The organism is Pseudomonas sp. HMSC08G10, from assembly GCF_001808425.1.
In the GTDB taxonomy this organism is placed as follows: Bacteria; Pseudomonadota; Gammaproteobacteria; order Pseudomonadales; family Pseudomonadaceae; genus Aquipseudomonas; species Aquipseudomonas guariconensis.
The window spans coordinates 1-12,363 of the sequence record NZ_KV793333.1; the positions used below are offsets into that span (position 1 = coordinate 1).

A 12,363-nucleotide genomic window follows, 5' to 3' on the forward strand; every position below is an offset into this window, starting at 1 on the left:
AGGCGAAAAGCGCCGGTGGCGCCCCCACCAAACCCGGATATTCCCCCAACCTGAAAGCCCAAGCCCAAATAGAATCACCACCTATACTTCCCAGTCCCAAATGCAAGGAGCCTCACCATGTCCCTGGAAAAACAAGGCACCTGCCTCTGCGGCGAAACCCACCTGAAAGTGACCGTCGACAACACCCACATCAGCGCCTGCCACTGCAGCATGTGCCGCAAGTGGACCGGCGGCCCGCTACTGGTCGTTCATTGCAGCCACCCTCCAACGATCGAAGGGCGCGCGCCAAGCGTCTACGACTCCTCCGACTGGGCCCAGCGCGGCTTTTGCGGCCAGTGCGGCACACATCTGTATTACCGCCTCAAAGCCAACGATTTCTATGCCATCCCGGTAGGCCTGTTGGACGGCGACGAAGCCTGGGCTTTCGACTTGCAGATTTTCGTCGAGCAAAAGCCCGCCTGGTACTGCTTCGCCAACCAGACCAAGGAATTGACCGGCCAGGAGGCGTTCGAGCAACTGGGCTAGCGCAGTAGACGCATCAAGCCTTGCCAAAGCAGCACATTCCTGAGAAAAGGGCGGCCCCGAAATCCGCTTCAAGGAAACCGCCATGAGCAGCGAACTGCAAATCATCGATATCCAGGAAGGCGACGGCAAGGCCGTGGTCAAGGGCGCGTTGATCACTACCCAGTACACCGGCTGGCTGGCCGATGGCAGCGAGTTCGACTCCTCTTGGTCGCGTGGCAAGCCGTTCCAGTGCGTGATTGGTACCGGCCGCGTCATCAAAGGCTGGGACCAGGGCCTGATGGGCATGCGTGTTGGCGGCAAGCGCAAGCTGATGGTGCCGGCGCACCTGGGGTATGGCGAGCGCAACGTGGGTTCGATCCCGCCGCACTCCGACCTGACGTTCGAAATCGAGCTGCTGGAAGTACTGACGCGCGATGATTGAGTCATCCGCGTCTTACCCAGGTTGCAGGTTAGGAGAAATCACTCGGTAAACAACGAAGCGACGGGTATTGCTCGCTCCTCTGGCAGGGCGCCTTCTGCGTTCCAGCGATGACGTGATGCCTGTCCCGTTGCAATCCGACACGGGTGATCGGGTACGGCTACAAGGTCGCTTCCACACCTGCAACGGTGCACGTGTGGAAGCGACGAAGGCGCCACAGCGCAGCCTTAACGTCCGAACATCATCGGCCAACCCACGACTTTCTTCGCTCGGGGTGTCGCATAAGTGCGCACTTTCGAGGTGCTCAAGCCCAGCCTCACCAGCGATTCGGCGATGCTCACCGCTGCACTGACCCCATCCACTACCGGTACCCCCGTACGTTGACGGATCTGTTCATCGAGCCCGGCCATGCCGCCGCAGCCCAGGCAGATCACCTCGGCTTTGTCTTCACGCACGGCGCGTTCGGCCTGTTCGACGATCGCTTGCACGGCACGCTGCGGGTCGGCTTCCAGGTCCAGCACGGCAAGACCACTGGCGCGTACCGAGGCGCAGCGGTCGTACAGCCCGGAGAGCTTGAGGCGGTCCTCGATCAGCGGCACGGTGCGGTCCAGGGTGGTGACCACCGAATATTTGTGGCCCAGGTACATGGCGGTGCTGGCGGCGGCGTCGGTGATGTCGACTACCGGCACGTCGAGCAGTTCCTGCAAGCCTTCGCGGCCATGCTCGCCATAGCCGGCCTGGATCACGGCATCGTAGGGTTGATCGAAATTCAGCACCCGGTCCATCACGGCGATAGCGGCGAGATAGCTCTCGAAGTTGCCTTCCACGGACTCCGCGCCGAACCAAGGCGTGAGGCCGACGATTTCGGTGCCTGGGGAGGCCACGCTGCGAGCTTGCTCGGCGATGGCGTCAGTGATGGCGGTGGTGGTGTTGACGTTGGCAATCAGAATGCGCATGGGGACTTCCCTATCAATGGCTGCTGTGGTCGACGGCGATAGCTTCACCGCTGACGTCGAGGTACTGGCGGTTGCGCGGGGCGACCAGCAGGTAGAGGGTGGCTGCGGTGCCGGCACCGATCAGCCAGGAGAACGGCGCGACGCTGTGGAAGTGGGGCACCAGTGCCAGCACGATGGCCAACAGGGCTGTCGGCAGGAAGGCCGCGACGGCGCGCAGGTTGATGCCCCGCGTGTAGAAGTAGGCCCCCGCGGGATTCTCGCTGTAGAGCTCGGGCACATTGACCTGGCCTTTTCGCAGCAGCCAGTAGTCCGCCATGATCACGCCATACAGGGGGCCGAGCAGGGCGCCCAGACCTGACAGGAAATACACGATCACCAGCGGGCTGTTGTAGAGGTTCCAAGGCAGGATCAGCACCGCCAGGGTGGCGCTGATCAAACCGGCGCGGCGGAAGTTCAGATGGCGTGGCGCCAGGTTGCTGAGCACGAAGGCCGGGGCGACGAAGTTGGCCATGATGTTCACCGCCACGGTGACGATCAGGAAGGCCAGGCAACCGAGTACCAGGAAGGCTGTGCTGGGGATGGAGGCGACGATCTGGGTGGGGCTGTCGATGACCTGGCCGTTGATCTGGAACTGTGCGCCGCACAGCACCGCAGTGATGGTGGCGAACACCAGGATGTTGACCGGCAAGCCCCAGAAGTTGCCCACACGGATGGTTTTGCGGCATGGCGAGGAGCGAGCGAAGTCGCAGAAGTTCAGCACCAGCGTGCCGTAGATGGCCAGCCATAGCGCGCCGCCGGCAAAGATGTTGCGCCACATCTCATAACCGGTCAGCGGTTCGGCCACCGACCAGGCGATGCGGGCATCGGCCTGGAAGTACATCCACCCGGCCAGGCTCGCCACGGTCAAGAGGATCACCGGGCCTGCGAAGGCCTCGTAGCGGCGCACCATCTCCATGCCGTAGGCAAGGATCACCAGTTGCACCAGCCAGATCGCCACGAAGCACACCCAGCCCAGGCTCGACAGGCCAAGAAGGCTGTTGTGGTCGTAGGCGGCCAGCTGCGGCCACACGGCGGTGAGCAATACCCGCAGCACCACGGACGCCAGGTAGGTCTGGATACCGAACCAGGCGATGGCGATCACCGCACGGATCAGCGCCGGTATCTGCGCGCCGTGGATGCCGAAGGCGATGCGACTGATCACCGGGAACGGTACGCCGGTTTTCTGTCCCATGTACCCGGACAAGTTCATGAAGAAGTACACCAGCGCTGCGCCGATCGCCAGGGACAGAAGAATTTGCCAGCCGCCCAGGCCCAGGGCGAACAGCCCCATGGCGAAGGAATAGTTGGCGATGTTGTGCACGTCATTGGTCCACAGCGCGAAGATGCTGTAGCGGCCCCAACGGCGGCCCTCGATACGGGTTGGGGCGAGGTCTCGGTTATGCAGGCGTGGGCTGAGTTCAAGCGTCGGCGAATGGCCGTTCAGTGGAAGAGAAGGGGAGGCGGTGCTGGCAACGGATAGTTCAGGGGCTAGGTTGAGGCTGGTACTCATTCGTCAGGCTCCTGATGCGCGTGGACTGCGATGAGCGGGCAGCGCACGGGCTCGCCATCTCGTCGGTGCAGCGTTGGCATCACTGGGTTCTGGGCGCAACGGCCTGATGTGGGAAGCAGGCGCTGCGAGTTCTTGTATGTATGTTTTGTTGTATTTGTATACAAAACATGAGCACACAAAAGCGAGTTCCATGCCAGGCAAAAAGCAACTTTTAGGGTATGGCTTTTTGCAACTTAACCTGTTGAAAGTTAAGTTAATGAAAGAAGAGAAATATATGTTGACCAAATGAACAGGTTTATTTTTCGGTGTTGCTTTTAGTTGATCAATTGGTCAGATTTTATGGTGGGAAGTGTGTAGGTGAGTGAGTCGATGATGGACAAAAGTGCACACAAAAATGACACCTTAAGTGACATTCTTGTGTACAAAGTATCGATCGCTAAATGTCAATAACGCTTTTCGTATAGAGCCCATTCAAGCCATCGGCGGCAGCCGACGTTTTACCGGGGTTTTCTTGATGATTGCGGTGTTGGTTTCCGCCAGCACATTGATGCGATCGAGCAGCGTGTCGAGTTGCTCCATCGACCGCACGTGCAAGCGTGCGATGAAGCAGTCTTCCCCGGTGACCTTGTCGCACTCGGTGAACTCGGGGATGGCAATGATCTGCCTCTCCACCTCCTGCAACTGACCCGGCAGCGGGCGGATCCGTACGATGGCTTGCAACTGGTAGCCGAAGCTGCGCGGATCCACCTCGACGGTGTAGCCGCGCAGTACACCACGCTCCTCCAGGCGCCGCAGGCGTTCGCTGACACTGGGGGCCGACAGGCCGCTGACCTGGGCCAGGGCCTTGAGCGAGCGGCGGGAATCTTCCATCAGCGCATTGATCAGCAGTTGGTCGATGGCATCGGTCATGGGTACCTCGTTAGGCGTTTTTTGTTTTCTGCCTTGATAGTAAAGGCAAGATGACGAAATCGCCTTTTTTATCCGCTGGATGGCGCGCTAGGGCACTGGGCATACTGTGGCCATGTTCGACAGGAGGTGTGAGATGGACAATTCGTTGCGCCGCGGCTCGCTGGAAATGGTCGCCGCCATGCTGATTTCCGGGACCATCGGTTGGTTCGTGCTGGTGTCCGGGCAACCGGTGCTGGAAGTAGTGTTCTGGCGCTGCGTGTTCGGCGCCGTCACCCTGTTGCTGATCTGCGCTGCCATGGGCTTTCTCAAACCCGGTGTGTTGACTCGCGCTACCTTCCTGCTGGCGGTGGCCAGTGGCGTGGCCATCGTGGGCAATTGGGTGCTGCTGTTCGCCTCCTACTCCAAGGCTTCGATCGCCATTGGTACGGCGGTCTACAACGTGCAGCCGTTCATGCTGGTCGGGCTGGCAGCATTGTTCCTGGGCGAAAAGATCACCCTACCCAAAATGACCTGGTTGAGCCTGGCCTTCCTCGGCATGCTGGCCATCGTCAGCGCCCATGGCAACGGCCAGGGTGGGGCGGGCGACTATCTGCTGGGCATCGTCCTGGCCTTGGGCGCGGCCTTTCTCTATGCCGTGGCCGCGTTGATCATCAAGCGCCTGAGCGGTACGCCGCCGCACCTGATCGCGCTGATTCAGGTGACCACGGGCATCCTGTTGCTGGCGCCGTGGGTTGGCGGTGAGGGGCTACCCGTTGAGATGTCGGCACTGGCCAGCCTGCTGACGCTGGGAATCGTGCACACCGGCGTGATGTACGTGCTGCTGTACAGCGCTATCCAGCGCCTGCCTACCGCCCTGACCGGTGCGTTGTCGTTCATCTACCCGATCGCGGCGATCCTGGTCGACTGGGTGGCCTTCGATCATCGTCTGGCGCCTTTGCAGTGGTTGGGTGTGGCGGCGATCTTGCTGGCCGCAGCAGGGATGCAGCAGGGGTGGTGGTTCCGCTCGGGCAGGGTCGCGCTGAAGGGCCAATGATCGAAGGCTCCTGAACCACTGGGGGCGCTTTGCGCCTCCAGTGAAACAAGGCTGCTCCTAGCAACGCCTGCGTTGGGCCGCGTAGCAGCCTTAAAAGCCCAAGCGAGCGCTATTAGGTAGAATGCCTTCTTTTTGCTTGCGACCCGATCATGACCTCGCCGATCCCTACCCTCGAGCAGCACTTGCTCGCCGCCCTCGACCCCGCCCCGCAAGAGACCCGCCGCCTGTTCCATGGTCGTGGCCGCTGCTGGCCGGGGCTTGAGCAGATCACGGTCGACTGGTTGGAAGGCGTGCTGCTGGTGGCGTTGTTCCGTGAGCCGCCCGAGGGCCAGCTGGCAGAACTGCAAGCGATGCTGCGCAGCCTCGCCGGGCGCCCGCAATGGACTGGTCAGGCCATCCTCATCCAGCACCGCTACCTGCCCGACAGCCCTGGCCAATGGCTGCTGGGCGAGCCTTGCCAGCAACGGGTGGTGGTGGAAGACGGGCTCAAATACCTGCTCGACCTAGGGGTGCGCCAGAACAACGGACTGTTCCTGGACATGCGCTATGGCCGTCGCTGGGTGCGCCAGCAGGCCGCGGGCAAGCGAGTGCTCAACCTGTTCGCCTATACCTGTGGGTTCTCGGTGGCGGCGATCGCCGGCGGTGCGCAGCAGGTGGTCAACCTGGACATGGCCAAGGCCGCGTTGTCCCGGGGACGGGAGAACCACCGGCTCAATGACCATGACCCATCCCGCGTCGCGTACCTGGGCCATGAGTTGTTCAAATCCTGGGGCAAGGTGCGCAAGTACGGGCCCTATGACCTGATCATCATCGATCCGCCCACCTTCCAGAAAGGCAGTTTCGTACTGACCCAGGACTACGCCAAGATCCTGCGACGCTTGCCAGAGTTGTTGACGGAAGGGGGAATGGTGCTGGCCTGTGTCAATGATCCAGGCATCGGGCCGGGTTTCTTGATCGAGGGCATGGCCGAGCATGCGCCAGGGCTGGCATTCGTCGAGCGGCTAGACAACCCGCCGGAGTTTCCGGATGCGGATCCGGAAGGTGGGCTGAAGGCGCTGGTGTTCCGTCAGCAGGCCTGAATGCAGCAAGCCGCGTTGGCCGCTTCGCGGGTAAGCCTGCTTCCACAGAGCAGACAATCGCCCCGTGGAAGCGGGTCTGCCCGCAAAGAATTACGTACATTCACCACACCATGAAAAAGGGGGCTCGAAGCCCCCTTTCTCGTTTACTTGCTGGTGTAGATCTGGTCGAACACGCCGCCGTCGTTGAAGTGGGTCTTCTGCACGGTGCGCCAGTCACCGAAGGTCTTCTCCACCGACAGGAAGTCGACTTTCGGGAAGCGGTCGGTGTATTTGGCCAGGACAGTGGCATCACGCGGACGCAGGTAGTTCTGCGCAGCGATCTCCTGGGCCGCTGGCGACCACAGGTACTTGAGGTACTCCTCGGCTACGGCGCGGGACTTCTTGCGCTCGACGACTTTGTCGACCACGCTCACCGGCGGTTCGGCTTCGGCCGACACGCTCGGGTAGACCACTTCGAACTGGTCGCGGCCGAACTCGCGGGCGATCATCTCGGCTTCGTTCTCGAACGTCACCAGCACATCGCCGATCTGGTTGGTCATGAAGGTGGTGGTAGCGGCGCGGCCACCGGTATCGAGCACCGGAGCCTGCTTGAACAGCTTGCCGACGAAGTCGCGTGCCTTGGCTTCGTCGCCGCCCTGCTTGAGTACATAGCCCCAGGCGGAGAGGTAGGTGTAGCGGCCATTACCCGAGGTCTTGGGATTGGGTACGATCACCTGCACGCCGTCCTTGAGCAGGTCGGGCCAATCCTTCAGGGCCTTCGGATTGCCTTTGCGCACAATGAACACGGTGGCGGAGGTGAAGGGCGCGCTGTTGTTCGGCAAGCGCGAAACCCAGTTGTCCGGCACCAGCTTGCCGTTGTCGGCCAGGGCGTTGATGTCTGTGGCCATGTTCATGGTGATGACATCGGCCGGCAGGCCATCGATCACTGCCCGCGCCTGCTTGCTCGAGCCGCCGAAGGACATCTGTACGTTGACCTTCTCGCTGTGCTCGGCTTCCCAGTGCTTTTGGAACGCTTGGTTGTAGTCCTTGTAGAAGTCACGCATCACGTCATAGGAAACGTTCAGCAGGGTGGGAGCGGCCTGGGCCAGGTTGCCCAAGGCGAGTCCTGCGGCGAGCAGCGAGGCGGTGAAGAGCTTTTTCACGAAGCTATCCTTGTTCTGGTTCAAATGTTTGGCAATTTGCCAGCGACTATAACCTTTGGTTCTTGAGGCCTTAAAGACCAAATGGCTCTTTGCTTATTCGTTTTTCGGGAACAGTGCATTGCCGCAGCGTGAGCAGAATGCGGCGCCATGCTCGTGGGTGTGCTTGCGGCAGGTGGGGCAGTCGTGTTGCAGCTGCTCGCCGCGCAAGGCGTTGGCCAGCTCGGCGGTGAAAATGCCGGTGGGCACCGCGATGATCGAGTAACCGGTGATCATCACCAGCGACGACAGTACCTGGCCCAGCGGAGTCTTGGGGACGATGTCGCCAAAGCCCACCGTGGTGAGGGTGACGATGGCCCAGTAGATGCCTTTGGGAATGCTGGTGAACCCGTGCTCAGGGCCTTCGACGACATACATCAGTGTGCCGAACACCGTCACCAAGGTGGAGACGCTCACCAGAAAGACGATGATCTTCTGCTTGCTGCCTTGCAGCGCCGCCAGCAGGTAATGAGCCTGCTTGAGGTAGGGACTGAGCTTGAGCACGCGGAAGATCCGCAGCATCCGGATGACCCGCACGATCAGCAGGTATTGTGCGTCGCTGTAGTACAGGGCGATGATCCCCGGCACGATCGCCAGCAGATCGACCAGTCCGTAGAAGCTGAAGGCGTAGCGCAGAGGCTTGGGCGAGCAGTACAGCCGGGCCAGGTACTCCACCAGGAAGATCGCCGTGAAGCCCCATTCGATCATGGCCAGCATGCCGGCATAGCCCTGATGGACCTCGTCGATGCTGTCGAGGATCACCGTCACCAGGCTGGCGAGAATGATCAAGAGCAGGATCTTGTCGAAGCGCCGGCCGGCGACGGTGTCGGTCTGGAAGACGATGACGTAGAGCCGCTCGCGCAGGCTCGCAGGGTTTTCCATGGGCTCGTTCCCTTGTGCGATGGGCAGAGCCTAGGGGCTGCGTTTTAGCTGTGCAAGCGATCGACGTTGCGGCGTTGGCTCAGTTGCAGCAGATGACTGCCCACATGCATCAACCAGCAAGCGGTGACGAAGGGTGCGGTCAGGCCGGCGATCGGCATCTGGTTGAACAAAGGTTGCAACAGCAAAGCCAGGGCAATGGCCAGCAAGGTCACCCAGAAGCGCTCGCCCTGACGGCAGAAGGCCAGCGCGGCGAGCGCAGCGTTGAAGCCGTACAGCCCCATCCAGGCCGCCTGGGCTTCGCCTGCCAGCAACGCGACACCACCGCCGATGGCCGAACCCAGCAAAGCCCAGAGCGCGGCGTAGGGGTTGGCTACGAGCATGCCGATGACGATCAGCAGGCCGGCCAACGGATTGTCCAGCAGGAAGATCTGGCCCACGCCACGCAGCAGGGCGTACAGCGGGTTGGCTTCGGTGAACAAGGCGGGCATCGGTTCTGTCATCAGCAAGGTGCCCCAGCCCAGCAGCACGAAGGGTGCGGTATAGGCGACGAGCAGTTTGCCGCCGCGTTTGCGCCATTGGTGTGTGAGGATGCTGGAAAGACCACCGGCGGCGATGATCAGTGGCGGCACGATGGCCGACCAGGGCAGCAGGGCGGCGATCAGGATACCGATCAGCACACCGTTGTAGCTGTATAGCCCGGCCTGGCGGTCGGCGCGTTCATAACCGCGGCGCTGGGCGGTGAGCAACCCGGCCAGGGCGCCGAGCAGGGCACCGCCGACCAGGTTCGGGGCGGTCAGCAGAAGGGCCAGCAGGCAGCACAGGCCGCAAAAAGGATTGCGCAGCAGCAGAACCTGGCTGAAGCCGTTGAGCAAAGCCGTGGCCCAGTCGGGGCACGGGTTGACGAAATTCTTGGTGTACATGGGGCAGTCAGGAAGGTGTGAAGGGAAGCGGTGGGCCTCTTCTGGGCCTCGGATTTTCCGCCGGTTGTTGTTCATGGGCAGGGCTGCGGCCTCAATCGCAGGCTTCGCCAGCTCCCACGGGAATGCACATCCGCAGGGCGCTGGCGAGCACTTCGATCAGGGGCGTAGGCGTCCCAGGGTGAATCAGGCCAAGGTCTCGATCCGCAGGGTATTAGTCGTCCCTGGCTTGCCGAAAGGCACACCGGCGGTGATCAGCAGCGTGTCGCCACGGCTGGCCATGCCTTGGGCCTGGGCGATCTCCAGGGCCGTGGAGCAGATCTCGTCGACCTGACGCAGGCGGTCATTGACCACCGAATGCACGCCCCAGGTCACGCTCAGACGACGGGCGGTGGCCAGGTTAGGCGTCAGGTTGAGGATCGGTGCACGTGGACGCTCGCGCGCCGCGCGCAGGGTCGAGGAACCCGACTCGCTGTAATTGACCAGCACGGCCACCGGCAGGATGCCGCTGATGCGACGGATCGCGCAGCTGATGGCATCCGACACCGTGGCTTCGGCCTTGGGCCTGCCGACGTCGAGCTGGGCCTGGTAGTCCGGGCCGTTTTCTACCTGGCGGATGATCTTGCTCATCATCTGCACGGCTTCCAACGGGTACTCACCCGAGGCCGTCTCGGCCGACAGCATGACCGCGTCGGTGCCTTCGGCCACGGCATTGGCCACATCGGTGACCTCGGCGCGGGTCGGGGCAGGGGAGAAGCGCATGGACTCGAGCATCTGCGTGGCCACCACCACCGGACGGCCAAGCTGGCGGCAGGTGTTGATGATGCGCTTCTGGATCTGCGGCACGCTCTCGGCGGGTACCTCCACGCCCAAGTCGCCACGGGCGACCATGATCGCGTCGGACAGCTCGGCGATCGCTTGCAACTGGTCCACCGCCGATGGCTTCTCGATCTTGGCCATCAGGTAGGCGCGGTCGCCGATCAACTGGCGGGCCTCGACGATGTCCTCGGGGCGCTGGACGAACGACAGGGCGACCCAGTCGACACCCAGTTCCAGGCCGAAGGCCAGGTCGCGGCGGTCTTTTTCGGTCAACGGGCTGAGGTCGAGCACGGCCTGGGGCACGTTGACGCCCTTGCGGTCGGACAGCTCACCGCCGGCGACCACTTCGGTGTCGATGGCATCGCTGTGCTTGGCGGTCACCCGCAGGCGCAGCTTGCCGTCGTCGAGCAGCAGGTCCATGCCGGGCTCCAGCGCGGCGATGATTTCCGGGTGGGGCAGGTTGACCCGGCGGTTGTCGCCTGGGGTCTTGTCCAGATCCAAGCGCAGGGCCTGGCCGCGTTGCAGCTGGATCTTGCCGTCGGCGAAACGGCCGACGCGCAGTTTCGGCCCCTGCAGGTCCATCAGGATGCCCAGCGGGTAGTTCAGCTGCTGCTCGACTTCGCGTATCCACTGGTAGCGCAGCGCATGGTCGGCGTGCTCACCGTGGCTGAAGTTCAGGCGGAAGATGTTCACCCCGGCCTCGACCAGCTGACGAATGTCATCGATGCCTTTGATCGCAGGGCCGAGGGTCGCGAGGATTTTGACTTTCTTATCAGGCGTCATGATGGCTGGGTCTCGAGGATCAGGATGGCACGGAAGTCGTTGACGTTGGTGCGGGTCGGCTCGGTGACGATCAGCGCATCCAGTGCGGCGAAGTAGCCATAGCCATTGTTGTTGTCCAGCTCGTCGGACGCCGACAGGCCCAGTGCCTCGGCGTTGGCGTAGCTGTCCGGGGTCATGATGGCGCCGGCATTTTCTTCGGAGCCGTCGATGCCGTCGGTGTCACCGGCCAGGGCGTACACGCCCGCCAGGCCCTTGAGGTTCTCGGTGAGGCTCAGCAGGAACTCGGCGTTGCGCCCGCCGCGGCCATTGCCGCGCACGGTGACGGTGGTCTCGCCGCCGGAGAGAATGATGCAGGGCGCCTTCAGTGGCTGGCCGTGCAGCACGATCTGACGGGCGATGCCGGCATGGACCTTGGCCACTTCGCGCGATTCGCCTTCAAGATCGCCCAGGATCAGCGGGCTGAAGCCTGCCTGGCGTGCCTTGACCGCCGCCGCCTCCAGGGACTGCTGAGGTTTGGCGATCAGCTTGAAGTGGCTGCGTGCCAACGCCGGGTCATCGGCCTTGACGGTTTCCGACGCAGGATTGTTGAGCCAGTCGATGACTGCCTGGGGCGCTTCGATGTTGTAGCGCTTGAGGATGGCCAGGGCGTCGGCCGAGGTGCTTGGGTCGGCCACGGTGGGGCCGGAGGCGATGACCGTGGCCAGGTCGCCCGGTACGTCGGAGATCGCGTAGGTGTAGACGGTGGCAGGCCAGCACGCCTTGGCCAGGCGGCCGCCCTTGATGGCCGAGAGGTGCTTGCGCACGCAGTTCATCTCGCCGATGGTGGCGCCGGACTTGAGCAGGGCTTTGTTGATCTGCTGCTTGTCAGCCAAGGTCAGGCCTTCGGCAGGCAGGGCCAGCAGGGCCGAGCCACCGCCGGAGAGCAGGAAGATCACCCGGTCGTCTTCAGTGAGGTTGCTGACCAGTTCGAGCACGCGCTTGGCCACGGCCAGGCCAGCGGCATCGGGAACCGGGTGGGCGGCTTCGACCACCTCGATCTTCTGGCAGTTGGCACCGTGCCCGTAGCGGGTCACGACCAGGCCGGACACCTCGCCCTTCCAGCTCTTCTCGACCACTTCGGCCATGGCCGCGGCCGCCTTGCCGGCACCGATGACGATGACGCGGCCGCTGCGGTCTGCGGGCAGGTGGGGTTCAAGAACCTGGCGGGGGTGAGCGGCGGCGATGGCTGTGTCGAACAGCTCGCGGAGAATTCTTTGTGGATCGACCGACATGGCAGGCTCCCAAAATCTTATTGTTCTGCAGAATCGAAAACGCC

12 protein-coding genes are annotated in these 12,363 nt (G+C 62.6%); 4 read left to right on the forward strand and 8 right to left on the reverse strand.

The window, feature by feature from the left end; translation table 11 throughout:
* The first annotated feature begins 117 nt into the window (after window positions 1–117).
* Entirely contained in the window at window positions 118–525 is a 408-nt protein-coding gene (locus tag HMPREF3173_RS21910; protein WP_070576700.1) for a GFA family protein, read from the forward strand.
* A gap of 82 nt (window positions 526–607) precedes the next feature.
* Window positions 608–946, forward strand: coding sequence for an FKBP-type peptidyl-prolyl cis-trans isomerase (locus HMPREF3173_RS21915; protein ID WP_070092164.1), 339 nt, complete (start codon window positions 608–610; stop codon window positions 944–946).
* A 224-nt stretch (window positions 947–1,170) separates the two neighbouring features.
* On the opposite strand, the gene HMPREF3173_RS21920 is transcribed toward HMPREF3173_RS21915, so the two are convergent.
* From HMPREF3173_RS21920 to HMPREF3173_RS21930, 3 genes are all read right to left on the reverse strand, one after another.
* Window positions 1,171–1,899, reverse strand: coding sequence for an aspartate/glutamate racemase family protein (locus tag HMPREF3173_RS21920; protein ID WP_043215640.1), 729 nt, complete (start codon window positions 1,897–1,899; stop codon window positions 1,171–1,173).
* A gap of 13 nt (window positions 1,900–1,912) precedes the next feature.
* The gene (locus HMPREF3173_RS21925) at window positions 1,913–3,448 is read right to left on the reverse strand and encodes an NCS1 family nucleobase:cation symporter-1 (protein ID WP_070576703.1); all 1,536 of its coding nucleotides are present in this window, start codon (window positions 3,446–3,448) and stop codon (window positions 1,913–1,915) included.
* Between the two features lie 471 nt (window positions 3,449–3,919).
* Window positions 3,920–4,357 carry an Lrp/AsnC family transcriptional regulator gene (locus HMPREF3173_RS21930; protein ID WP_070576706.1) on the reverse strand — a complete coding sequence of 146 codons (438 nt, stop codon included), beginning with the start codon at window positions 4,355–4,357 and terminating at the stop codon, window positions 3,920–3,922.
* Window positions 4,358–4,490: 133 nt separating this feature from the next.
* Here HMPREF3173_RS21930 and HMPREF3173_RS21935 point away from each other — a divergent pair, with 133 nt between their 5' ends.
* The gene (locus tag HMPREF3173_RS21935) at window positions 4,491–5,390 is read left to right on the forward strand and encodes a DMT family transporter (protein WP_070576709.1); all 900 of its coding nucleotides are present in this window, start codon (window positions 4,491–4,493) and stop codon (window positions 5,388–5,390) included.
* Window positions 5,391–5,539: 149 nt separating this feature from the next.
* Entirely contained in the window at window positions 5,540–6,469 is a 930-nt protein-coding gene (locus HMPREF3173_RS21940) for a class I SAM-dependent methyltransferase (RefSeq protein WP_070576713.1), read from the forward strand.
* 143 nt (window positions 6,470–6,612) lie between these two features.
* Here the strand turns inward: HMPREF3173_RS21940 and HMPREF3173_RS21945 are convergent, their stop codons facing one another.
* The 5 genes from HMPREF3173_RS21945 to HMPREF3173_RS21965 all read right to left on the reverse strand — a co-directional run bounded on the left by HMPREF3173_RS21945 (window position 6,613) and on the right by HMPREF3173_RS21965 (window position 12,319).
* Window positions 6,613–7,611, reverse strand: a complete 999-nt coding sequence (locus HMPREF3173_RS21945) for a sulfate ABC transporter substrate-binding protein (protein WP_070576716.1) — start codon at window positions 7,609–7,611, stop codon at window positions 6,613–6,615.
* A gap of 93 nt (window positions 7,612–7,704) precedes the next feature.
* Complete coding sequence (locus HMPREF3173_RS21950) at window positions 7,705–8,529, reverse strand: ion transporter (protein ID WP_043215650.1); 825 nt, start codon at window positions 8,527–8,529, stop codon at window positions 7,705–7,707.
* A gap of 44 nt (window positions 8,530–8,573) precedes the next feature.
* Window positions 8,574–9,449 (reverse strand): urea transporter, encoded by an 876-nt coding sequence (locus HMPREF3173_RS21955; RefSeq protein ID WP_070576718.1) that lies wholly within the window; start codon window positions 9,447–9,449, stop codon window positions 8,574–8,576.
* 183 nt (window positions 9,450–9,632) lie between these two features.
* Complete coding sequence (gene pyk / locus HMPREF3173_RS21960) at window positions 9,633–11,048, reverse strand: pyruvate kinase (protein WP_070576721.1); 1,416 nt, start codon at window positions 11,046–11,048, stop codon at window positions 9,633–9,635.
* A complete protein-coding gene (locus tag HMPREF3173_RS21965) occupies window positions 11,045–12,319 on the reverse strand; it encodes a glycerate kinase type-2 family protein (protein WP_070576725.1) in 1,275 nt (424 codons plus the stop codon). The genes pyk and HMPREF3173_RS21965 overlap by 4 nt, the downstream gene beginning before the upstream one ends.
* Window positions 12,320–12,363: the final 44 nt, after the last annotated feature.

Bases quoted from the DNA above. Each gene is read 5' to 3' on its own strand.
- HMPREF3173_RS21910 (WP_070576700.1), top strand. From the start codon at position 118: ATGTCCCTGGAAAAACAAGGCACCTGCCTCTGCGGCGAAACCCACCTG.
- HMPREF3173_RS21920 (WP_043215640.1), bottom strand. From the start codon at position 1,899: ATGCGCATTCTGATTGCCAACGTCAACACCACCACCGCCATCACTGAC.
- pyk (WP_070576721.1), bottom strand. From the start codon at position 11,048: ATGACGCCTGATAAGAAAGTCAAAATCCTCGCGACCCTCGGCCCTGCG.
- HMPREF3173_RS21935 (WP_070576709.1), top strand. From the start codon at position 4,491: ATGGACAATTCGTTGCGCCGCGGCTCGCTGGAAATGGTCGCCGCCATG.
- HMPREF3173_RS21940 (WP_070576713.1), top strand. From the start codon at position 5,540: ATGACCTCGCCGATCCCTACCCTCGAGCAGCACTTGCTCGCCGCCCTC.
- HMPREF3173_RS21925 (WP_070576703.1), bottom strand. From the start codon at position 3,448: ATGAGTACCAGCCTCAACCTAGCCCCTGAACTATCCGTTGCCAGCACC.
- HMPREF3173_RS21915 (WP_070092164.1), top strand. From the start codon at position 608: ATGAGCAGCGAACTGCAAATCATCGATATCCAGGAAGGCGACGGCAAG.
- HMPREF3173_RS21930 (WP_070576706.1), bottom strand. From the start codon at position 4,357: ATGACCGATGCCATCGACCAACTGCTGATCAATGCGCTGATGGAAGAT.
- HMPREF3173_RS21955 (WP_070576718.1), bottom strand. From the start codon at position 9,449: ATGTACACCAAGAATTTCGTCAACCCGTGCCCCGACTGGGCCACGGCT.
- HMPREF3173_RS21950 (WP_043215650.1), bottom strand. From the start codon at position 8,529: ATGGAAAACCCTGCGAGCCTGCGCGAGCGGCTCTACGTCATCGTCTTC.
- HMPREF3173_RS21965 (WP_070576725.1), bottom strand. From the start codon at position 12,319: ATGTCGGTCGATCCACAAAGAATTCTCCGCGAGCTGTTCGACACAGCC.